The sequence below is a fragment of the Deinococcus sp. NW-56 genome (genome assembly GCF_002953415.1).
In the GTDB taxonomy this organism is placed as follows: Bacteria; Deinococcota; Deinococci; order Deinococcales; family Deinococcaceae; genus Deinococcus.
This window is the reverse complement of the sequence record NZ_CP026516.1, coordinates 2,710,827-2,729,703: the sequence shown is the minus strand read 5'-3', so window position 1 is coordinate 2,729,703 and position 18,877 is coordinate 2,710,827. Positions and strand designations below refer to the sequence as shown.

Below are 18,877 nucleotides of genomic sequence, written 5' to 3'. Positions count from 1 at the left end.
CCCCACTCCCCTGGACAAGTTCCCGCTGACCGTTGCCGCGCACTCTGCGCCCGGCAGTGCGTTTTGGCTAGCGGCATCCGCCTTTGCGCGGCTTTAGCGATTCCTCACGGTCGGGAAGCCAGGAAGGGCGATGCTGCGGCTCTCAGGGGAGGTATTCATGTCAGACGACCCGACCACGCCCTACAAGACGCCCGAGCCTCCCGATCAGGACGCGGTGAACGAGCACCGGGAGGACGCCGAGGGGCCTTTCGGAGCCGACATGACGAACCTCCTGGGCGGCACCCGCGCCCCGCAGGAGAACGCGGCCACGCCCGCCCAGGGCACCGCCTACAGCACCGGCACGGACGCCGAGACCGGCGCCAGCGTGTTGGGCACCGACCCCCGCGCCCGCTCGGACCGCAACGGGAGCGGCGACGGGAGCTGAGCTTCTTCGTCGGCGGGGAGACCACGAATGGGGAAAGGGGCGACCGCATCTGCAATGGTCGCCCCTCTCCCCATGAACCTCAGCGCCCGACCAGATAGATGTTGGGCCAGGGCCGATACGTGCTTTTCAGGGTGTCTTGCCGGATCACCTTGCCCCCCCGGACCAGCTTGCGCGTCACTTCCATCGTGGCGCCGGGCGCGGCCCAGTCCACCTGACGGCGCTCGCCGGGTTTCAGGGCAGTGCTGCGAATCAGGCGGTCGGCGGGGGAGGGCACCGTCTTCAGGACCCTGGGTTGGCTGAGTTCCACCGTGAAGTCGCGGGCCTTGCCGAAGACGCTGATCTCCAGGTGACCGTCCGCGTCGTTCCAGTCGGCCTGGAACCACAGGGCGCCGCCCGTGTCGTTGGCGAACTTCAGGTCGAGGGTGGGCTGGTAGATCGCCGCGTCGAGGCCCTGGGGCTGGTAGTAGTGCACCTGATAGGAGTGGGTGTGCCGCTCCACGACCGGGAGGCCCGCCCCGTACAGCGCCCGGAACGCCGTCGTGCTGACCTGGCAGATGCCCCCGCCCAGGCCCGTCTCGGTGCGGTCCCCGGCGATGATCAGGCCCGGCACGTATCCGGCCCGCGCCGAGATGTTGCCGATAAACTGATTGAAGGAAAAGGACTTGCCCTCGAACAGGCGGTCCTGAAAGTTGCGGGTGCCCACATGAATGTTGGTCATGCGGGCGGCGCTGCTCCCGGCGTAGTTGGTGACCCCGGTGGCGAGGTGCGCGGTGATGCTCTTACCTGCGAAGAAGTCCAGCGTCCGCTTCGGCGCGACCTGCCCGGTCACGACCACGTTCGCCCGCACCGCGCGGGGGTCTTTCAGCGCGGCGAGGACACTGGCGCGGGTCTGCTCGGTGTCCACCTTCAGCCCGTTGCGCTGCACGACCGCCCAGCCCGCCGTGCCGAGGTTCTCGAAGCGGGCGTCCTGTCCCTGCGCGGGGAGCGAGGCCAGGAAGGTCTTCAGGTCCGCCTCCAGGCTCTCGGTGATGATCCCGCGCTGCCGCAGCACCGCCACCCGTTCGCCGGGGAGGTTCAGCGTGCTCACAAAGGGCACGGTGGTTTTCTTGCCGCCGACCAGCGCCGGGAAATTCACCTGCACGGTGATCAGCAGGGGCGCGGTGCGGGCGGGCGTGGCAGCCGGGGGCGTGGCTGGAGCGGTCGGGGGCGTCGCCGGAGCCGGTTCGCCCACAGGCGCCGGGGCGTCCACCGGGGGCAGGGGCTCGGGGGCCGTCTGGGCCTGCGCGGCGCCCAGCAGCAGCCCCGCGAGGAGAAGGGTGCGGGCTTGAGTCATGCCGGGCAGTATTCCACGCCCCCCGGCGCCAAACGTGTCTCGCCCGTGTGGGAGGGGGTTAATGGACCGAGAGCACCGTCTCCGGCGTCCCGTCCACCTGCCCCGGCGCGAGCTGCCGCTCGATCTCGGCCACCGCTGCCACCGCGTGGTGCCGCCCGTTCTCGATAAAGACCTGATTCGTCTTGCCCGCGAAGCCCGCCGACCCCACCACGAACAGGCCCGGCACGCTGCTCTGGTAGTGCTCGTCCAGCACCAGGCACTCGTCGGCATGCTGGGCGAGGTTCAGCCCAGACAGGAAGGACAGGTCCGGGCGGTACCCCGTCAGCGCGAAGGTGAAGTGGGTGGGCAGCTCGGAGGTGGTCCCGTCCGCCCGCTGAACGACGACGTGCTCGGGGTGAATCTCGACCACCTGGGAGCCAAAGTGCGCGGCGATGGAGCCTTCCTTGATGCGGTTTTCAAGATCGGGCCGCACCCAGTACTTGATGGTGGACTTCAGCTCGGGCGCCCGCACGACCATCGTGACGTTGGCCCCGCCGCGCCAGAGGTCGAGGGCCGCGTCGGCGGCGGAGTTGCCTGCCCCGATCACGGTGACGTTCAGCCCCAGGAAGGGATGCGCCTCGGTGTAGTAGTGGCTGACGTTGGGCGAGTCCTCGCCGGGAATCCCGAGGTGAACGGGATTGTCGTAGTACCCAGTCGCCACGACGACCCGCCGCGCCTCCACCACGTCCGGCGTGCCGTCCTGCGCCTCGACCTCCAGCGTGAAGCCCGCTGGGGCCGCGTGGACGCGCCTCACCTCGGTGTACAGGCGCACGTTCAGCTCCTCGCGCTGGGTCACGAGGCGGTAGTACATCAGCGCGTCGCGGCGGTCGGGTTTGTCGTGGCCCGTGACCATCGGGTGGTTGCCGATCTCCAGCTCGGGCGCGGTGGTGAAGAAGGTCATGTAGGTGGGGTACTCGAAAATCGCGTTGACGACGCAGCCTTTCTCCAGCACCACGTAAGTCAGTCCTGCCCGCTTGCAGGCGATGGCGGCGGCGAGGCCCACCGGCCCGGCTCCCACGATGGCGACGTCGAACATCTGGCTCATGGGGGGAAGTGTGGCATGGGGGCGCGGGCGAGACGGTGAGGTCGGGCGCGTCCCCCCGGCTGTGACGCCCCCGCCCCAAATGGCCCCCGGTACACTGGCCGCATGACGCAGACCCGCAAAGAATCCGACACGATGGGCACGCTGGACGTGGACGCCAGCCGCTACTGGGGCGCCCAGACCGAGCGTTCCATCCACAACTTCCCCATCGGGCGCGACACCTTCGTGTGGGGCCGCCCCGTCATCCGGGCGCTGGGCATCCTGAAAAAGGGCGCGGCGCAGGCCAATGCCGAACTGGGCGAACTGCCGCAGGAGATCGCCGACCTGATCGTGCGGGCCGCCGACGAGGTGATCGCCGGGCGGCTGGACGACCACTTCCCCCTCGTCGTGTTCCAGACCGGCTCGGGCACCCAGAGCAACATGAACGCGAACGAGGTGATCTCCAACCGTGCCATCGAACTCGCGGGCGGGCAGATGGGCAGCAAGTCGCCCGTTCATCCCAACGACCACGTGAACCGGGGCCAGAGCAGCAACGACACCTTCCCGACCGCCATGCACATCGCGGTGGTGCTGGAGCTGAATGAACGTCTGTACGGCAGCGTGGGCAAGCTGCGCGACACGCTGGCGCAGAAGGCCGAGCAGTACGCCGGGCTGGTCAAGGTGGGCCGCACCCACCTGCAAGACGCCACGCCCATCACGCTGGGCCAGGAGATCGGGGGCTGGGTCGCACAGCTCGACTACGCGCTGGCGGAGGTCAAGCACGCGGAGACGGGCCTCTACGACCTCGCCATCGGGGGCACGGCGGTGGGCACCGGCCTGAACGCGCACCCGCAGTTCGGGGACCTCGCGGCGAAGAAGTACGAGGCCGAGACGGGCTTCCCCTTCCGCTCCGCCGAGAACAAGTTCGCGGCCCTGTCGGCCCACGACGCCCTGGTGCAGACCTCGGCGGCGCTGCGGACCCTGGCCGGGGCGCTGATGAAGATGGCGAACGACGTGCGCTGGCTGGCCAGCGGGCCGCGCAACGGCATCGGCGAGATCGTGATTCCGGAAAACGAGCCGGGCAGCTCCATCATGCCCGGCAAGGTGAACCCCACGCAAAGCGAGGCGCTGACGATGGTCGCCACCCGCGTCTTCGGCAACGACGCCACCGTCGCCTTCGCCGGGTCGCAGGGCAACTTCCAGCTCAACGTGTTCAAGCCCGTGATGGTCCACGCCGTGCTGGAGAGCATCCGGTTGATCGCGGACGCCTCCGTCGCCTTCAACGACAACTGCGCGGTCGGGATCGAGCCGAATCTGGAAAAAATCGGGCACAACCTCGACATCAACCTGATGCAGGTCACCGCCCTGAACAAGCACATCGGCTACGACAAGGCCGCCGCCATCGCCAAGAAGGCCCACAAGGAAGGCTCCAGCCTGAAGGAAGCGGCGCTCGCACTGGGGCACGTGACCGAGGAGGAGTTTGCCGAGTGGGTCGTGCCGCTCGACATGACCCACAGCTAAGCCGGGGTGCGCGGGGGGGCGGCCCTCCCGGATGACCCGGTTGGGATTGACGAATCCTGCATACCGCGCTATCCTTGTTTCATTCAACCGCCCGTAGTGGCGGTTTTTTCATACCGCCTTTCAGCCTCTAAACCCGCCTTTACGCCGGTCTCGTCCGGCGGTGCGGGGCCGGGCGCAGGCTGAGGCCATGACCGACGACACCCAGAAGAAAGGCTACGACCCCGCCCAGACCTCGCCCGCCGAGGGCCAGAGCCACGCCATTCCCGAGGGGGCGCGGGGCGAGAACCCCGGCATTGACCCCGCCGACAAAGACCAGCCTGCCGAGGGGGGCCGGGACGAGGCCGGAGGCGAGGGCGCCGACCGCTCCAGCACCGCCCGTGACTGATCCGGCTCCATCTGGGCCGACCCTCAACGCGGCCCGCCCTCCCGAGGAGCGGGCCAAACTGCTGGGGTGGATGTACGAACGCTTGCGGGCCGAGTACGGCGAGCGCCCGCTGGTCGCCCGGCGTGCCCCCATGCACGAACTGATCAGCACCATCCTCTCCCAGCGCACCACCCACCAGGACGAGGAGGCGGCCTATCAGGAACTGCTGACCCTGGGGGACTGGGACGCAATCATAGAGGCTCCGACCGAGGCCGTCGCGCACGCCATCCGCCGCAGCAACTACCCCGAGAGCAAGGCCCCGCGCATCCAGGCCACCCTGCGGGCCATCCGGGAGCAGCGGGGCGGCTATGACCTCGACTTTCTGGCCGAGTGGCCCGTCAGGGACGCCATGAAGTGGCTCACCGACCTGCCCGGCGTGGGGGTCAAGACGGCCTCGCTGGTGCTGCTGTTCAACTACGCGCGGCCCGTCTTTCCGGTGGACACCCACGTCCACCGCATCAACACCCGCGTGGGCACGATTCCCCGGATGGGCGAGCAGGCCGCGCACCGGGCGATCCTCGCGCTGCTGCCGCCCGACCCGCCGTACCTCTACGAACTGCACGTCAACCTGCTGCGCCACGGCCAGCGCGTCTGCACATGGACCCGCCCGAAGTGTCCGGCGTGCGTGCTGCGCGAGCGCTGCGATGCCTTTGCCGTCTACGGCAACAACGTGCCGAGTTTCAGCGAAAAGCCCGCCAAAGGCTAAGCCTCAGCCCCGTTCCCGCTCGCGCAGCACGAGTTGAATTAGCCCCAGGGTGACGAGTTCGCCTTCCTCCGGGCGCACGGGTCGTAGGGCTTCGACCTCAAAGCGGCGCGAGAACAGGCTGCGGCGCTTGCGAACGCGGAAGGCCGGTTCCCCCGCCGCGTCCCGCACCGTGTAGGTCGGGTTGACGAAGTAGTCGAAGCCCGCCGCGATCAGGTCGCCCACCAGGGGCACGGCGCTGATCACACCCTCCACCACGCTCATCCAGGGATGGTCGTCGCGCAGGGTGAAGGCGAGGTCACCGTCAGCGCCCAGGAGTTCGTAGCTCGCGCCCCACAGGGTCCGCATCCCCTGGGCTTGCAAGGCCCCCACCGCGGAGCCGTCCACCCGGCGAATCAACCGCCGTGCCCGCCAGTCGAGTGCCCCCGCCATCAGCCCCTGCGCGCGGATGCCGTGGGTCTGGACCTGCCGCGCCTCGTCGCTGTAGACGCGCACCTCGTCGCGGATGCTGAAGAACTTCTCCTTGACGACCGCCACCACCCGCCCCTCGGCGTCGGAGACTCTCAGCTCGGTCAGAAGGCTGAACTTGAAGTCCAGCGTGAGGGGAAAGGTGGGGTTCACGCTCGGGGATACGGCCCTACCCGGCGGCCGGTTCCCAGAGGTCGAAGCGGGTGCCCCGGCCCACCCCCGCGCCCGAGGCCCACACGGCGGCGTGCTGGGCCTTGCGGGCCTCGGGCTGCACGGTCGCTACCTGCACCGCTCCCTCGCCGCACGCGACCGTCAGACCCTCGGCGTCCACGCCCAGCACGTCGCCGGGCTGCCCCTGCCCCTCCGCGACCATCAGGCCCGAGAGCTTCAGCCGCGCTCCTCCCAGAAAGGCCGTCGTCTGCGGCCACGCGGCCACGCCCCGGTAACGGTTGACGACCGCCTGCGCCGAGTCAGTCCAGCGCACGAAGCCGTCTTCCTTGGTGAGCAGCGGGGCGTGGGTGGCCTGCGCGTCATCCTGCGGGATGGGGGAGAGGTCGGGCAGGCGCGACAGGGCCTCCACGATCAGCCGCGCCGCCTGGGTGCTCAGCGCATCCGACAGTTCAAGGCTGGTCCACGCCGGCGCGATGGGCAGCGCCTCTTGCAGCAGGATCGGCCCGGTGTCCAGGCCCTCGTCGGTCTGCATGATCGTCGTGCCCGTGACCGTCTCACCTCCGATCAAGGCCCACTGGATCGGTGCGGCCCCCCGGTATTTCGGGAGCAGGCTGGTGTGGGTGTTCAGGAAGCCGAAGCGGGGCACCGCCAGCAGTGACCCCGGCAGAATCTTGCCGTAGGCGCAGGTCACCGCCACATCCGCGCCAGAGTCACGCAGCCGGGCCTCGAAGGTGGCGTTGCCGCGCAGCTTGCGGGGCTGGGCGAGGGGCAACCCCACCTCGGCGGCGCGGGCGGCGACCGGGGGCGGCGTGAGCTTCAGGCCCCGGCCCACCGGCTTGTCGGGCTGCGCGACCACCAGCACGACCTCGAAGCGCTCGCGGATGGCATTCAGCACGGGCACGGCGAAGGCGGGCGAGCCGAAAAAGGCCACGCGGGGGGCGAACGTCACTCGGAGCGCTCCCGCTGCGCCCTTTGCACCTCGGCCAGCTCCGCGAGGAACTGCTTGGACTTGCGCTGCATGGCCGCGAGTTCCTTGCGGTAGTCCTCGGTCACCTCGGGGGGCAGGCGGTCGAGGAAGAAGACGCCGTCGAGGTGGTCCGCCTCGTGCTGGAAGACGCGGGCGAGGTAGTCGTCGGCCTCCAGCGTCCGCTCCTGCCCGTCCAGGTCGGTGTAGCGCACCTGCACCCCACGGGCGCGGGCGACCCCTTCCTCGTAGATGCCGGGGATGCTCAGGCAGCCTTCCTGGTAGGAGCGGTCCTTTTTCTTGTCGGTGACGGTCAGGACCGGGTTGAGCATCACGAACTCGCGCAGGACGCGGGACTTGAGGGGCTTCTCGCCGCCCTCCTGCTCCTCCTCGTCGTCCTCGTACTCGACCGCCACGAACAGCCGCACGGGGAGGCCCACCTGCGGGGCGGCGAGGCCCACCCCCCGCGCCTCGAACATCGTCTCCAGCATGGTGTTCGCCACCTCGCGGACGGTCTGCGGACCAAAGCCGGGCACGGTCAGCGTGTCGCCCGGCTGCACAGGCTTCGCCTTGCGGCGCAGCACGGGGTCGCCGTACAGGCGGATGGGGTAGATGCGGGGCGGAGCGTCGGTGACCTTCACAATGCTTCCGTTTTACCAGAGGCCGGTGAGACGGCCCTGCACGCGGGCACCTTCGGGCCAGGAAGGCAGGGGAGGCTGGGGGCTTGAGGAGACTCTCACGCGGCGGCCATGCCCGCTGCCCAGCATCGGGGGGACGTTTCTGGCCCTTTTCCCCGATTCCTTGCCCGTAAGGAGGCTCCATGTCCACCCGTTCCCTGCTGTTGCTCGGCACCCTGCTGCTTGCTGCGCCTGCTACTGCCCAAACGACGACCCAGACGGCGCCCGCTCAGCCCGCCGCGACCGCTCCCGCCTTTGCAAGTGCAGCCCAGGCCATCGCGGAAGCCCGCCGCCTTGCGGACGAGGCCCGGCGCACGTACCCGGCGGGCAGCGCCAGCATCGACCAGACGCTGTGGCGCTCGGCGGTGGACGCGGCGGAGGCGGCCGTCACGCTGGAACCCGGCAACGTGGACGCCCTGCGCCTCCGCGCCCAGCTCTACACCGAGGTGGGCTTCTGGCGTCAGGCCGAGCTGGGCTGGCAGGCCCTGTTCCGCGCCGCGCCTGCCAGCCCCGGCAGCGCGGATGCGCGGCAGGCGGCGACCGCCCAGTACAACCTGGGGTACGCGGCCTACACCCGCAACCAGCCCAGCCAGGCAGCGGCTTCCTTCGCGGCCTGCTTGCAACTCGACCCCGCCAGTGTTCCCTGCGCGACGTGGGCGGCCCGTACTGCGCTGGAGTCGGGGAATTACGCCCAGGCGCAGACCCTCTATGACCGGGCGTTGCAACTCGCCCCAGGCGACCGCACCCTGACCTACTTCCGGGGGCTGGCCGCGAGTGCCTCCCGGTACGGCCCCGCCGCCACCCGCGCCTTCAGCCGGGCCTACGGCGAGCTGGAGGCGGGCCGCAAGGCCCAGGCCCTCGCCGGATTTCAGGAAGCGGCCCGCAGCGCCCCCAACTTCGCGGAAGCGTGGCGGGAGGCCGGACGGCTGGCGCTGGACCTCGGGGACGCGGCGGCGGCCCGAGCTGCCTACCAGGGGGCGGCCGCCCTGCCCGGCGCGACCGCGAGCGACCGCTACAACCTCGCGCTGGCGCAGGAGGGCGAGCAGTTCGGAGTGAAAGCCGTGCAGACCTTCCGCACGGCGTATAGCCGCTACACGGCGGGGGACCGTGCCGGGGCGGAAGCCGGATTTCTGGAGGCCACCCGCCTGAATCCCCGCTACGCGAAGGCGTGGGCGTGGCTGGGCCGCGTGCGCTACGAGGCGAAGAACTACGCGGGTGCGGCGGAAGCCTACGGGCAGGCGGTGGCGCTCGACCCGAACGACAAGAGCAGCGCCTATTTCCTGCGGCTGGCGCAGCAGGGCAAGTAAGGGGAGAACCGGCGGGGAGCCTGGCCCGTCCGGCGAGGCTCCTCATCGCGGTTCACGCGGCGGTCAGGCCAACAGCTTAGGCTGGGGCCATGCGCCGCCTTTCGCTGCTGCTGCCCCTGACCCTCCTGCTCGCCGCGTGTGGTTCGCGGGAGGTGAAGCCGCCCGATGCCTACGACCTCAGCGGCACCGTCCGCGGCGACTGGGGCGCGAGTCCCCGGCTGCGGCTCGCGCTGGTGGGGGCGGGCTTTCCGAGTGCTGTGACGAACGACGGCAACCAAGAGCAGAACGTGGTGAAGGTGGAGGGCCAGAACGTCTGGCAGTTCGGCCTCGACCTGCCGCGCAGCCCCTCGCTGGCGACGGTGGCGGGTGTCTATCAGGTCATCGTGTACAACGACGCGAACAACAGCGGTGACTTCAACGTCGGGGAGACGTTCGCCCGCAACCGTCAGTGGCTGATCTACAGCGAGTTCGGCGGTGACCTGCCTGCCGTCAAGTTTCCCGGCAGCGACGAGGTGCTTATCGAGGCGACCACGGTGGCCCGCGGCTGGAACCTCTACGACCGCGCCCGGCCGCTCGGCGCGGGCAATCCCCGTCCGGTGACCACCGTGACGGGCTATGACCTCAGCCGCTGACGCGGGGCGGAAGCCCGGCAAAACAGACATGCCGCCGTCCCGTCCGGGCATTCCCGCGGGACGGCGGCCCCCTGTACGGTGAACCCGAGCCGCCTTTCTCCAGCCCCAGCCCCGCCGCTCCTGTGCCCATGCGGGGGCAAAGTGGCACGCTGGAATCATCGGGCGGCCCAGGGGGAACACCATGAACCGACTCGCACTGTCCGCTGTGCTCCTGACGGCCCTCGCTCCCGCCCTCGCGCAGTCGTCGGGCACCGCCTCCGCCCCGCCCACCGTGACCTCGCGGGCGGCGGCCAAGACGGTGCAGGTGGCGTTCGTCGCCGGGCACGAGGGGCACAACAATGGCCTGAACTACAACGGGGACGCCAAAGGCGAGAAGACCCTGACCGTGCCGCTGGGCTGGACCGTGGAGGTCAGCCTCAGCAATGCGGGCAAGATGCCGCACGACTTCGCGGTCGTGGCGGGCAGCACGGTGCCCACCGACTTCAGCAAGGTGCGCCTCGCGTTTCCGAATGCGGCCACCAGCGTGATCGCGCCCGGCGGCGCGGCGGCGACCACCCGCTTCGTGGCGAACCGGCCCGGCACCTATCTGATCCTGTGCCGCGTCGGGCGGCATGCCCAGAACGGCATGTACGTGAAGATGACCGTCTCCAACAGCGTGAAGGCGCCCACCTACCGCTGAAGAGTCAGGCGAGAGGACCCCGCCGCGCAGGAAGGTGGGGTCTTCTCGTCTACAGGTGCTCCTGAAAAAAAGCCACACTCCGCCGCAGCGCCAGCCCCAGGTTCTGACTTAGGTTGTGGTCGTCGCCCTCGTAGCGGTAGGCGGTAAAGCTCTGCCCGGCTTCCCGCAGGTCGTCCGCCAGCGCCTGCTGAAAGCTGTAGGGCACGTCCTCGTCAGCGGTGCCGTGGTGAAGCTGGAGGGGCCGCCCGTTCAGGTCCTGCAGATATGCGTTGGGGCTGAGCGCCCGCAGGTAGCGGCGGTTCAGAGGGTCCAGCGTGGGCCGCTCCTCGCCGGGGCCTCGGCCCCAGTCGGTCGCCAGCACGTCGTACCCGGCGACCACGCCCGCCCACAGCGAGGCCGCCCGCAACTCGCGGTCCACCAGCATCGCCCGCAGCGAGAGCTGCCCGCCCATCGAGTGCCCCCACAGCCCGATCCGGCCCCGGTTGACCCGCCCGTCGCGCTTGAGACTGGCCGCCGCGTTGAGCACGTCCACCGTATAGCCGGGATCGTTGTAGCCGCCGGTCGCCTCGCCCTCCGAGTTGCCGTGGCCCCGGTAGTCACTTTTCAGGGTGACGAAGCCCGCCCGCGCGAAAGCGTCCTGATAGGTGACGTAACGCTCGGTGGTGCGGTACACGTCGGGCGGAATATAGCCGTGGTTGAAGACGATGGCGGGCCATCCCCCCTCCGGTGGAGTGCCGTTCGGAACCGTCAGCAGCGCGTAGATGGTCAGCCCGTCCGACTCGTAGCTCACGACCTGCCGCGAGTAGTTCACGCCGGGGGAAAGGGTCTGCACGACCGTCAGGGCGCTGCCGGGGTACTCGCGCTCCCGCAGCGCCTGAATGCTGATGGGCTGCCGGGCGACGAGGCGCCCCAGCGCGGCGTCCGTGACTCCTTCCAGCGCCCCGCCCGGCTCGGCGTTGCTCGGGATGGGGGCGTCCTCCTCGCCTGTCGGTGCCCTCTGCCCGGTCCATGGGACCTCAAAAGGGAGGGAGAAGGGCAACCGCTCCGGCCCGACCAGCGCGACGTAGCCCGCGCCCAGGGCCAGCAACAGCAAAAGGAGTTGGAGGAGCCGCCTCACCGGGAGTCACCGGGGGCCAGACGTCTGCTGACCCTCACAGCCGCGCCTTGAAAAAGGCCACCGACCTCGCCAGGGCCGTCCCCAGATTCCGCGTCAGGTCGTGGTTGTCGCCGGGATAGACGTAGCTCTGGACCGGCTTGCCCGCCGCCTTCATCTGCCTGACGAGGCGCTCGTGGAAGAGCACGGGCACGTCCTGGTCGGCGGTGCCGATATGGAGTTGCAGGGGGCCGCCGAGGTCTTTCAGGTACGAGTTGGCGCTGAGTTTGTTCCAGAAGGCGGGGTTGCTCCCCGGCGTGCCGTACTTGGCGATGGCCTTCTGGCGCAGCTCCAGCACCCGGCGGGGAATGGAGGCGGGGGGGACGTTGTTCCAGTCGTTGATGATGGTGCCGTAATCGCCCACCACCCCGGCCCAGATCACGCCCGCCTTGACGCTGGGGTCAATCGCCATCGCCCGCAGGGTCAGGAAGCCGCCCATGGAGTGCCCCCACATCCCGATACGGGCCGCATTCACGCGGGAATCGCGCTTGAGGCTGCCGAGCGCGTTCATCACGTCCGTCGTGTACCCCGGCGCGAAGTAGCCGCCCAGCGCCTCCCCCTGACTGCTCCCGTGCCCCCGGTAGTCGCTCTTGAGCGTCACGAACCCGGCACGGGCGAAGGCGTCCTGGTAGGCGACGTAACGCTCGGTGGTGCGGTATACGTTCGGCGGGATGTAGCCGTGGTTGAAGACGATGGCGGGCCAGCCGCCTTTGGGCGGGGTGCCGTTGGGGACGGTGAGGAGGGCGTTGATCCGCAGCCCCTCCGAGAGGTAGCTCACCACGTAGCGGCGGTAGTTCACCCCGGCGGCCAGGGTCTGCCGCACGGTGAGCGCACTGCCGGGGTAACTCTTCTGCCGGGCGGCGGGGATGCTCATCTGCGCGGCGTCCACGCCCGCGAGGGCAGCGGCCGACTGCGCTCCGGCGGGGGCGGCGAGGGTCAGGGCGCCCAGCAGGGCGAGGAGGGGGCGGGTCATGGGTCCACCCTACGGAGGAGGAAAGCGCGGCACCGGAAGGGCGGCCACGCTTGGACGGACCCCTTACACTGGCGGGGCGATGCTCTGGACCCGCCCCCTGGTGATGCTGCGGCTGCTGGCCCTGCTGCTGCTGAGCGAGCTGGTCCGCACCGGGCTGCTGGTGTCGGTCCTGCCGCAGGCCGCGCCGGGGCTGGGCTGGGGCGCGGCGGCGGTGGGCCTGATCGTGGGAGCCCACTACCTCGCCGACGGACTGGCGAAGGGGCCGGTGGGCTGGCTTTCCGAGCGCCTGGGGCTGGGGCGGGTGCTGGCGCTGGGGGCCGCGCTGGGGCTGGGGGTGGTGTTGGGGGCACGGCTGGCGCCAGGGCCGGGCTGGGTCGTGCTGGCCGCCGGATTGTGGGGGCTGGGCTACGCGGCCCTGTGGCCGGGGCTGATGAGCATGTCGCAGGCGCTGGCCCGGCCCGGCTACGCGGCGCGGGCGCTGGCGGTGTCGGGGGTGGCAGTGGCCCCCGCCATCCTGGGCGGCGTGCTGGGGGTCGGGCCGCTGATGCAGGCACGGCCGGAGGCGGCCTGGGCGCTGCTCGCGGGGGCGCAGGGAGCGGCGCTGCTGCTCGCGCTGAGTCTGCTGGGCCTGCGCCTCCCGGCGGCGGGCGCGGTGGCCGGGGGCGTGTGGCGTGGTTGGCGGCGGGTCGCCACCCTGCTCCCCGCCGCCTTCGCGCAGACGCTGGCGCCGGGGCTGTTCGTGCCGCTGCTCTACCCGCTGCTGGAGCGGCTGGGACTGGGCCTGACCGACCTGCTGGGGCCGGGGCTGCTCGCGCTGGCGGGCTTCGGGGTGGGCCTCACCCTCGCCGGGCGCCTGGCGGACCGGGCGCACCCGCGCCGCGCCCTCACGCCGGGGCTGCTGGGGTTGGCCCTGACCTTCGCGTTCGCGGCGCCGCCGGGGGTCGAAGACCGCCTCCTCGTCCTCGCGCCGCTGCTGGGCCTGGGCTACGGGGCCTTTCTCGCCGGGTGGAACGGGTTGGTGGGCCGGGTGCTGCCGGAAACCAACCGCGCCGCCGCCTGGGGCACCGTGATGGCCGTGGAAGCGCTGGGCTTCGCAGTCGGCCCGGTGCTGGGGGGCCTCGCCTGGGCGGGCTTCGGGCCGGGGGGGGTCTTCGCGCTGGGGGCGCTCGTCTTCCTGCTCGCGGAGGCCTACTACCTGTGGCCGGGCCGGGCGGTGGCCCACGTCCCGCCGCACGCCGACCGGACGCTGTGAGGGCCTCCCCTCAGAGCGCTTCCGGGTCGATCAGCAGTGGGTCTTCGGCCTCGAAGGCCTCGGCGTAGCGCACGCGGGCGAGGGTGCCCCAGTACATCAGCCGGGCGCGGCGGCGCTCCACGATCTCGGGGGTGACCGTCTCGGAAACGTAGCTGCCCCCGAACTGGCTGGCGTGGGCGCGGACCGCCGCCTCCCACTCGGGCTGCACGGCCTCCACGTCCACGAGCAGGTTGGCCTGAATGTCGGCATTGCCCTGGTACAGCAGCACCCGGCCCACCCGGTGCGGCTCGCCGGGGACCTCGGCCCGCCGCAGCGCCGCGAGGTGCAGCGCCCGCCGCGCGAGGTGATAGGTCCCGAAGTGGTCCGGGTGACGGTCCCGGTGGTGCGGCACCAGCAGCACGCGGGGCCGCACCGCCCGCAGCGCCGCCGCCAGCGCGTGGGCACCGCCCGGCGTATCGGCCAGCCCACCGTCGGGCAGCTCGACCTGTCCGCGCCACGCCAGCCCCATGAGCTCCGCCGCCGCCACGCACTCGGCCTCGCGTTCGTCCGGGGTGCCCTGAGTGCCCCGCTCTCCCCGCGTCAGTTCGAGAATGCCCACGGCCCGCCCCGCCCGCGCCAGCCGGATCAGGGTCCCCCCCGCGCCGATCTCGGCGTCGTCGGGGTGGGGGGCCAGGCACAGCCAGTCCAGCGGCTGCGCGGTGCCGTACACGGTCCGGAAGGGCAGCAGGGTCATGGGGGCAGCATAGGCCAGCCCCGTGCCAACGAAAAACCGCCCACTGGGGGCGGTGATGTCGAAAACTCTAGCGTGGGATGCGCGGGAGGTCAAGTTATGCAGGCGTCTGCGCGGGGGTCAGGGCCACGACCTCAGCTTCCCCCGGCCGCTGGGTCGCTACCTCACGGTCACGCCAGTTCAGCACATGCCCGTCCACACGCACCTGCCGGGTCAGGGAGAGGTCGAGATCCTGCACGACCCAGCCGGGCGTCTGCCACTCGCCCTCGGCGACGAGGCCGGTGTCGGGCAGGCCCACATCGGCGGGAGCGTAGAAGGCCGCCTGTCCCACCGCCGTCTCGACCGCGTAGGTCCAGTCGGCGTCCGCGAGCAGCGGCGCGTGCAGGGCATAGAGCTGGTTTTCCAGGGCGCGGGCCATGCTGCCCACCCGGACGCGGGTGTACCCGGCCCGCCCACTGGTAAAGGAGGGGACGACCAGCAGTTCGGCCCCGCCCTCGGCCAGCCGCCGCGCCAGCCCCGGAAACTCGCTGTCGTAGCAGATGGCAATCCCAAAGCGCAGCCCACCGAGGTCGAAGACGCGCACGCCCTCGCCCGGCGCGATGTCCCACTCCTCGGCCTCAAAGCGCGTCATCAGCAGCTTGTCCTGATGGCTGTGGGTCCCGTCCGGTCCGAACACGTAGGCCCGGTTGACGTACCCCCCCCCGTGCGCGACCGGATAGCTGCCCGCGACAAGGGCGACCCTATGCTCCCGCGCCAGCCGCGCGTGCAGCGCGAGAAAGTCCGGCAGCAGGGCCTGAAGCGCGGGCCGCATCCCCAGGATGTCGTGGTGCAGTTCCGGTGGCAGCAGCGCGATGAGTTCCAGCGCCGCGTACTCCGGAAACACCAGCAGCCGCGCCCCCTGCCCGGCGGCCTCGGCCACCCAGCGCGACAGTTTGGCCTCGTAGGCCGCCCAGTCGGGCAGGCGGTCCACCGGATAGGCCGCCGCCGCTACCCGCACCACGTCCGTGTTTGTCGCCGTCATGGGGGGAGTGTAGCGGGGCCGTTCGCCGCAGAGGGAAGGCCGGGCCGCTATCCTGCGCCGCATGACTGGCCTGGTGTGGCTCGCGCTGGACGGGGTGGGCCACCCGGCCGACGCCCCGCCGGAGTCGGTGTGGGAGACCGAATTGCCTGCCCTGCGCCCCCTGGTTGAAGGAGGAGAAGCGCTGGACGCCACGCTGGGCGTGCCCGGCCTGCCGCAGTCGGGCACCGGCCAGAGTTGCTGGCTGACCGGACGGGACGCCGTGCGCGTGATGGGCGAACACTTCGGCCCACACCCCGGCCCGACGCTGCGGCGCCTGCTCGCGGAGTGGAGCCTGCCCGTGCGCCTCACGCGGGCGGGGGGCCGGGCGGCCCTCGCCAACCATTACCCACCCGCCTACCACGCGGCGCAGGCGCGGCGGCCCCGGCCAGGCTGTTTTCCCTACGCCTTCCAGGCCGCCGGACTGCCGCTTGGCCCCCCCGAGGTACCCCCGGTGTCTCCCACCCTGGGGCTGGGCTACGCGGCGCCCTGGCCCGAGCAAACTCCGCTCGCTGACCTTTCCCAGTTGGGCGAGCGACTGGCCCGCGCTGCCCGCACGCATGACCTGATCGCCGCCGACCTGTGGCTCAGCGACCTGCTGGGGCACCGGGGCCGGGTGCCCGTTCCGGCGGACGCGCTCGCGGCGGGCCGCGCCTACCTGCGCCGGGTCGACGCGCTGCTGGCCGGGCTGCTGGAAGGAGGCGCCCGCGTGATCGTGAGCAGCGACCACGGCAACCTGGAGAACCTGGCGGTCAAGGGCCATACGCTCGCGCGGGTGCCCTTCGCGGGGGCTGGCCTCCCGCTGCCGCCCGCCAGGGACATCGTGACGGGCGGGCGAATCATCGCCCGATGGTTGGGGTTCCAGGCGGGGAGTGATTGAGATTGTGAAACGCCGCAATGTGGGGGCGCCTCTCCACCCACACCCTCGGCACCGGGGCGGACTCGGCCACAACAGAAAAAGTGAACCAGGGCAGATTCGGCTGTGGAAGTTATCCACAGTCTTTTCCACAAGACCTGTGGACAACTTCTCGCGTCTGGGCGCGGCCGAACAGGTTCGGAAGCCGTGGAATCGCGTCTGAGACAGAGTTTCTGTCTCCAACAGATCGCCGAAGACGGGTTCGGCAAGTTATCCACAGTGAAACACCAGCCTGTGGATAACTTGGAACTCAGGCGTCGCGTGCGGCCCGAATGAACGCCTGCACCCTCTCTGCGTCCTTGAGTCCGGCCCGCGCTTCCAGGCGGGTCACGGCGTCCACGCCCGCGGGCTTCAGGACACGGACTGCCTCCGCCACGTTCTCCGGCCCCAGGCCCCCGGCAAGCCAACCTCCAGCGGGGAAGCGGTCCCGCAGCGCGGACCAGTCGAGCGGCTGGCCTCCTCCCGGGTGCGGTGCGTCCAGCATGGGCGTCACGCCGGGGAGGTCCAGTTCCTCTGCGGTGGCCTCGTGCCCCAGGTCGGCGGGGCGCAGCACACGCAGGACGGGATAATACGCGGCGACCGTCCTCAGGTAAAGGGGCGCTAAAGGCCCGTGGAGCTGCACGGCGCTCACGCGGGCGGCCTCCGCCGTTCGCAGCACCTCACTCAGCCCCTGCCCCAGAAACACGCCCACGCGGGCCACCACCGGGCCGACGCTCAGGCCCGCCGCCCGCGCGACCTGCGGCGAGACCAGCCGCTTGCTGCCGGGCGCGAAGATAAATCCCAACGCGTCTGCCCCCGCCTCGGCGGCGAGCACGGCGTCGTGGACGGAGGTGGTGCCGCAGACCTTGACCCGAACCGGGGAGAGGGCGTCACTCACGGCGGGCCTCCAGCTCGGCCACCCGCGCTTCCAGCTCGCGGGTGCGGCGCAGCAGGGCGGCGAGCAGCAGCGCGTAGTGGTCGTAGAGCTTGGGACGCTCCAGCCGCAGCTCGCCCGCCATCCACGCCGACAGCAGGCGCTCGGCCTCACGCAGCACCTCGTCGTCGGGCACGTCGCGGTAGGAACGGTCCCCCAGAATCGTCTTGGCGAAGTTGAGTTCGCGGTCGCTCATGCCCGTCATTCTGGGCCAAGTGGCGGATGCCGCGCGGCCGGGACCGTGCCACGCTGGCCGGGTGCCCCCGCGCCGTGAAACCACCCTGCACCTCCTCCTGACCCACCCGGACGGCGAGCGGGTGGCCCGGCACACCCTGACGGTGGACACGCGGACATACTACGGAGCCAATGTCGCCGAGGCAGCCCACATCGCAGGTCTGTCTGTGCGTCTCTTGCGGCGGCTGGCCTTCAGCTCGCTGGGAGAGCAGGATGGGGTGGTGCGGGCCGAGACGGTCTGGCACGTCCACGCCGACAACCTCCCCGACCTGTCCTGGCAGCGTCCCGACGCCTGGCCCCAGCGCGAGCGGGCCTGGGCACACGCGGCGCTGAGTCCCCACACCCCCCGTCGGGCACCCTGGTTTCACCCCAACTGGCCCGCCGGGACGCTGGCCTGGCTGGACGAGGAACTGCGGGCACAGGGCCTGACCCGGACGGGCGAGCCGACCGTGCTCAAGCACTGGCAGATCAGCCTGCTGTGGCGGGTCCCGACCTCGGGTGGGGCGGTGTACCTCAAGGCGGTGCCGGACTTCTTCGGGCGGGAGGTGCGGGTGACGCCCGCGCTGGCGGCGGTGCCAGGGGCCGCGCCCCCCGTCCTCGCGGCGGACGGGGGCCGGGGCCTCCTCCTGCTGGCCGACGCCGGGACCGATGTGGACGCGCCCGACCTCGCCGCGCTGCTGCGGCACCTCGCGCGGGTGCAGCGGGCCTCCCTGCCCCTTCTCCCCGAACTCGGGCTGGAGGACCGTGGTCCGGCCCTGGTGCGCTCGCGGCTGGATGATCTGTTCTCCGACGCGGTGCTGCTGGTGGGGGAGGAGGGCGGCCTGACTCCGGGCGAAGCAGATCAGTTACGCGACCTGCGGCCCGAGCTGGAGGCGGCTCTGGCCCGGCTGGAGGCCAGCCCGCTGCCCCTCACCCTGGGACACGGCGACCTGCACGGCGGGAATGTGGTGGAGTGGGCGGGCGGGTTCACGCTGCTGGACTGGTCGGACGCCTGCGTCACCCACCCCTTTCTGGACGCGAACGCGGCCTACCTGTCCGCGCACGACTCCCCCGCCCCACCCGAAGAGATCGCCGCCGCCCACGAGGCCTACCTCTCCGAGTGGGCGGGCCTCGCCCCGCTGGACGACCTCCGCGCCCTGCACGCCGACGCCCTCCGCGTGGGCGAGCTGTTCCGGGCGCTGGGGTACGTGGACAACATCCAGCTCCATGTGGAGGACCCCCAGGAATGGCGTGGGGCGCATTTGGAGCATCTTCGGAAGTTGCTGCCGGAGTAGCCGGGCCGGAGG

The 18,877-nt window shown here is 71.0% G+C and carries 21 protein-coding genes; 10 read left to right on the top strand and 11 right to left on the bottom strand.

The features are described from left to right. The first annotated feature begins 157 nt into the window (after nucleotides 1-157). Nucleotides 158-424: a hypothetical protein gene (locus C3K08_RS13820; RefSeq protein ID WP_104992092.1), complete on the top strand. Its 267-nt coding sequence runs from the start codon at nucleotides 158-160 to the stop codon at nucleotides 422-424. A gap of 79 nt (nucleotides 425-503) precedes the next feature. On the opposite strand, the gene C3K08_RS13815 is transcribed toward C3K08_RS13820, so the two are convergent. Together C3K08_RS13815 and C3K08_RS13810 are read right to left on the bottom strand one after the other, a co-directional pair. Beyond that, nucleotides 504-1,757 (bottom strand): VanW family protein, encoded by a 1,254-nt coding sequence (locus C3K08_RS13815; protein WP_104991813.1) that lies wholly within the window; start codon nucleotides 1,755-1,757, stop codon nucleotides 504-506. 58 nt (nucleotides 1,758-1,815) lie between these two features. After that, the gene (locus tag C3K08_RS13810; RefSeq protein WP_199776948.1) at nucleotides 1,816-2,841 is read right to left on the bottom strand and encodes a YpdA family putative bacillithiol disulfide reductase; all 1,026 of its coding nucleotides are present in this window, start codon (nucleotides 2,839-2,841) and stop codon (nucleotides 1,816-1,818) included. Between the two features lie 102 nt (nucleotides 2,842-2,943). On the opposite strand from C3K08_RS13810, the gene fumC reads away from it, so the two are divergent. The 3 genes from fumC to nth all read left to right on the top strand — a co-directional run bounded on the left by fumC (nucleotide 2,944) and on the right by nth (nucleotide 5,468). Next, nucleotides 2,944-4,338, top strand: a complete 1,395-nt coding sequence (fumC, locus tag C3K08_RS13805) for a class II fumarate hydratase (protein WP_104991812.1) — start codon at nucleotides 2,944-2,946, stop codon at nucleotides 4,336-4,338. Nucleotides 4,339-4,525: 187 nt separating this feature from the next. Continuing rightward, nucleotides 4,526-4,723 carry a hypothetical protein gene (locus C3K08_RS13800; RefSeq protein WP_104991811.1) on the top strand — a complete coding sequence of 66 codons (198 nt, stop codon included), beginning with the start codon at nucleotides 4,526-4,528 and terminating at the stop codon, nucleotides 4,721-4,723. Between the two features lie 70 nt (nucleotides 4,724-4,793). Next, nucleotides 4,794-5,468 carry an endonuclease III gene (nth, locus tag C3K08_RS13795; RefSeq protein WP_104991810.1) on the top strand — a complete coding sequence of 225 codons (675 nt, stop codon included), beginning with the start codon at nucleotides 4,794-4,796 and terminating at the stop codon, nucleotides 5,466-5,468. Nucleotides 5,469-5,471: 3 nt separating this feature from the next. On the opposite strand, the gene C3K08_RS13790 is transcribed toward nth, so the two are convergent. The 3 genes from C3K08_RS13790 to def are packed head-to-tail and all read right to left on the bottom strand — an operon-like array spanning nucleotide 5,472 to nucleotide 7,709. Further along, nucleotides 5,472-6,086, bottom strand: coding sequence for a hypothetical protein (locus C3K08_RS13790; protein ID WP_104991809.1), 615 nt, complete (start codon nucleotides 6,084-6,086; stop codon nucleotides 5,472-5,474). Nucleotides 6,087-6,102: 16 nt separating this feature from the next. After that, the gene (fmt, locus tag C3K08_RS13785) at nucleotides 6,103-7,053 is read right to left on the bottom strand and encodes a methionyl-tRNA formyltransferase (RefSeq protein ID WP_104991808.1); all 951 of its coding nucleotides are present in this window, start codon (nucleotides 7,051-7,053) and stop codon (nucleotides 6,103-6,105) included. Further along, complete coding sequence (gene def, locus C3K08_RS13780) at nucleotides 7,050-7,709, bottom strand: peptide deformylase (protein WP_369848338.1); 660 nt, start codon at nucleotides 7,707-7,709, stop codon at nucleotides 7,050-7,052. The genes fmt and def overlap by 4 nt, the downstream gene beginning before the upstream one ends. 179 nt (nucleotides 7,710-7,888) lie before the next feature. Between def and C3K08_RS13775 the strand changes: the two genes are divergently transcribed. The 3 genes from C3K08_RS13775 (at nucleotide 7,889) to C3K08_RS13765 (ending at nucleotide 10,363) form a co-directional block, all read left to right on the top strand. After that, nucleotides 7,889-9,052, top strand: a complete 1,164-nt coding sequence (locus tag C3K08_RS13775; protein ID WP_104991806.1) for a tetratricopeptide repeat protein — start codon at nucleotides 7,889-7,891, stop codon at nucleotides 9,050-9,052. 89 nt (nucleotides 9,053-9,141) lie between these two features. Continuing rightward, nucleotides 9,142-9,684: a hypothetical protein gene (locus C3K08_RS13770; RefSeq protein ID WP_104991805.1), complete on the top strand. Its 543-nt coding sequence runs from the start codon at nucleotides 9,142-9,144 to the stop codon at nucleotides 9,682-9,684. 181 nt (nucleotides 9,685-9,865) lie between these two features. Then, entirely contained in the window at nucleotides 9,866-10,363 is a 498-nt protein-coding gene (locus C3K08_RS13765) for a sulfocyanin-like copper-binding protein (protein WP_104991804.1), read from the top strand. Between the two features lie 49 nt (nucleotides 10,364-10,412). On the opposite strand, the gene C3K08_RS13760 is transcribed toward C3K08_RS13765, so the two are convergent. Both C3K08_RS13760 and C3K08_RS13755 read right to left on the bottom strand, forming a co-directional pair. Then, the gene (locus C3K08_RS13760; protein ID WP_104991803.1) at nucleotides 10,413-11,480 is read right to left on the bottom strand and encodes a S9 family peptidase; all 1,068 of its coding nucleotides are present in this window, start codon (nucleotides 11,478-11,480) and stop codon (nucleotides 10,413-10,415) included. 34 nt (nucleotides 11,481-11,514) lie between these two features. After that, the gene (locus tag C3K08_RS13755) at nucleotides 11,515-12,489 is read right to left on the bottom strand and encodes a S9 family peptidase (RefSeq protein ID WP_104991802.1); all 975 of its coding nucleotides are present in this window, start codon (nucleotides 12,487-12,489) and stop codon (nucleotides 11,515-11,517) included. Nucleotides 12,490-12,568: 79 nt separating this feature from the next. Here C3K08_RS13755 and C3K08_RS13750 point away from each other — a divergent pair, with 79 nt between their 5' ends. Continuing rightward, nucleotides 12,569-13,741 carry an MFS transporter gene (locus C3K08_RS13750; protein ID WP_104991801.1) on the top strand — a complete coding sequence of 391 codons (1,173 nt, stop codon included), beginning with the start codon at nucleotides 12,569-12,571 and terminating at the stop codon, nucleotides 13,739-13,741. Nucleotides 13,742-13,751: 10 nt separating this feature from the next. Here C3K08_RS13750 and bshB1 read toward each other — a convergent pair whose 3' ends face one another. Further along, nucleotides 13,752-14,474, bottom strand: coding sequence for a bacillithiol biosynthesis deacetylase BshB1 (bshB1, locus tag C3K08_RS13745; RefSeq protein ID WP_104991800.1), 723 nt, complete (start codon nucleotides 14,472-14,474; stop codon nucleotides 13,752-13,754). Nucleotides 14,475-14,568: 94 nt separating this feature from the next. Continuing rightward, complete coding sequence (locus tag C3K08_RS13740; RefSeq protein WP_104991799.1) at nucleotides 14,569-15,492, bottom strand: carbon-nitrogen hydrolase family protein; 924 nt, start codon at nucleotides 15,490-15,492, stop codon at nucleotides 14,569-14,571. A gap of 61 nt (nucleotides 15,493-15,553) precedes the next feature. Between C3K08_RS13740 and C3K08_RS13735 the strand changes: the two genes are divergently transcribed. After that, the gene (locus C3K08_RS13735) at nucleotides 15,554-16,408 is read left to right on the top strand and encodes a metalloenzyme domain protein (RefSeq protein ID WP_104991798.1); all 855 of its coding nucleotides are present in this window, start codon (nucleotides 15,554-15,556) and stop codon (nucleotides 16,406-16,408) included. A gap of 286 nt (nucleotides 16,409-16,694) precedes the next feature. On the opposite strand, the gene C3K08_RS13730 is transcribed toward C3K08_RS13735, so the two are convergent. Both C3K08_RS13730 and C3K08_RS13725 read right to left on the bottom strand, forming a co-directional pair. Then, nucleotides 16,695-17,321: a phosphoribosylanthranilate isomerase gene (locus C3K08_RS13730; RefSeq protein WP_104991797.1), complete on the bottom strand. Its 627-nt coding sequence runs from the start codon at nucleotides 17,319-17,321 to the stop codon at nucleotides 16,695-16,697. Further along, nucleotides 17,314-17,553, bottom strand: coding sequence for a hypothetical protein (locus tag C3K08_RS13725; protein WP_104991796.1), 240 nt, complete (start codon nucleotides 17,551-17,553; stop codon nucleotides 17,314-17,316). The genes C3K08_RS13730 and C3K08_RS13725 overlap by 8 nt, the downstream gene beginning before the upstream one ends. Before the next feature lie 61 nt (nucleotides 17,554-17,614). On the opposite strand from C3K08_RS13725, the gene C3K08_RS13720 reads away from it, so the two are divergent. Then, on the top strand, nucleotides 17,615-18,865 hold the full coding sequence (locus C3K08_RS13720; RefSeq protein WP_104991795.1) for a phosphotransferase family protein: 1,251 nt from the start codon (nucleotides 17,615-17,617) through the stop codon (nucleotides 18,863-18,865). The last annotated feature ends 12 nt before the right edge of the window (nucleotides 18,866-18,877 follow it).

Bases quoted from the DNA above. Each gene is read 5' to 3' on its own strand.
- nth (WP_104991810.1), top strand. From the start codon at position 4,794: ATGTACGAACGCTTGCGGGCCGAGTACGGCGAGCGCCCGCTGGTCGCC.
- fumC (WP_104991812.1), top strand. From the start codon at position 2,944: ATGACGCAGACCCGCAAAGAATCCGACACGATGGGCACGCTGGACGTG.
- C3K08_RS13740 (WP_104991799.1), bottom strand. From the start codon at position 15,492: ATGACGGCGACAAACACGGACGTGGTGCGGGTAGCGGCGGCGGCCTAT.
- C3K08_RS13800 (WP_104991811.1), top strand. From the start codon at position 4,526: ATGACCGACGACACCCAGAAGAAAGGCTACGACCCCGCCCAGACCTCG.
- C3K08_RS13765 (WP_104991804.1), top strand. From the start codon at position 9,866: ATGAACCGACTCGCACTGTCCGCTGTGCTCCTGACGGCCCTCGCTCCC.
- C3K08_RS13725 (WP_104991796.1), bottom strand. From the start codon at position 17,553: ATGAGCGACCGCGAACTCAACTTCGCCAAGACGATTCTGGGGGACCGT.
- C3K08_RS13755 (WP_104991802.1), bottom strand. From the start codon at position 12,489: ATGACCCGCCCCCTCCTCGCCCTGCTGGGCGCCCTGACCCTCGCCGCC.
- bshB1 (WP_104991800.1), bottom strand. From the start codon at position 14,474: ATGACCCTGCTGCCCTTCCGGACCGTGTACGGCACCGCGCAGCCGCTG.
- C3K08_RS13775 (WP_104991806.1), top strand. From the start codon at position 7,889: ATGTCCACCCGTTCCCTGCTGTTGCTCGGCACCCTGCTGCTTGCTGCG.
- C3K08_RS13750 (WP_104991801.1), top strand. From the start codon at position 12,569: ATGCTCTGGACCCGCCCCCTGGTGATGCTGCGGCTGCTGGCCCTGCTG.
- C3K08_RS13735 (WP_104991798.1), top strand. From the start codon at position 15,554: ATGACTGGCCTGGTGTGGCTCGCGCTGGACGGGGTGGGCCACCCGGCC.
- C3K08_RS13820 (WP_104992092.1), top strand. From the start codon at position 158: ATGTCAGACGACCCGACCACGCCCTACAAGACGCCCGAGCCTCCCGAT.
- C3K08_RS13810 (WP_199776948.1), bottom strand. From the start codon at position 2,841: ATGAGCCAGATGTTCGACGTCGCCATCGTGGGAGCCGGGCCGGTGGGC.
- C3K08_RS13815 (WP_104991813.1), bottom strand. From the start codon at position 1,757: ATGACTCAAGCCCGCACCCTTCTCCTCGCGGGGCTGCTGCTGGGCGCC.
- C3K08_RS13770 (WP_104991805.1), top strand. From the start codon at position 9,142: ATGCGCCGCCTTTCGCTGCTGCTGCCCCTGACCCTCCTGCTCGCCGCG.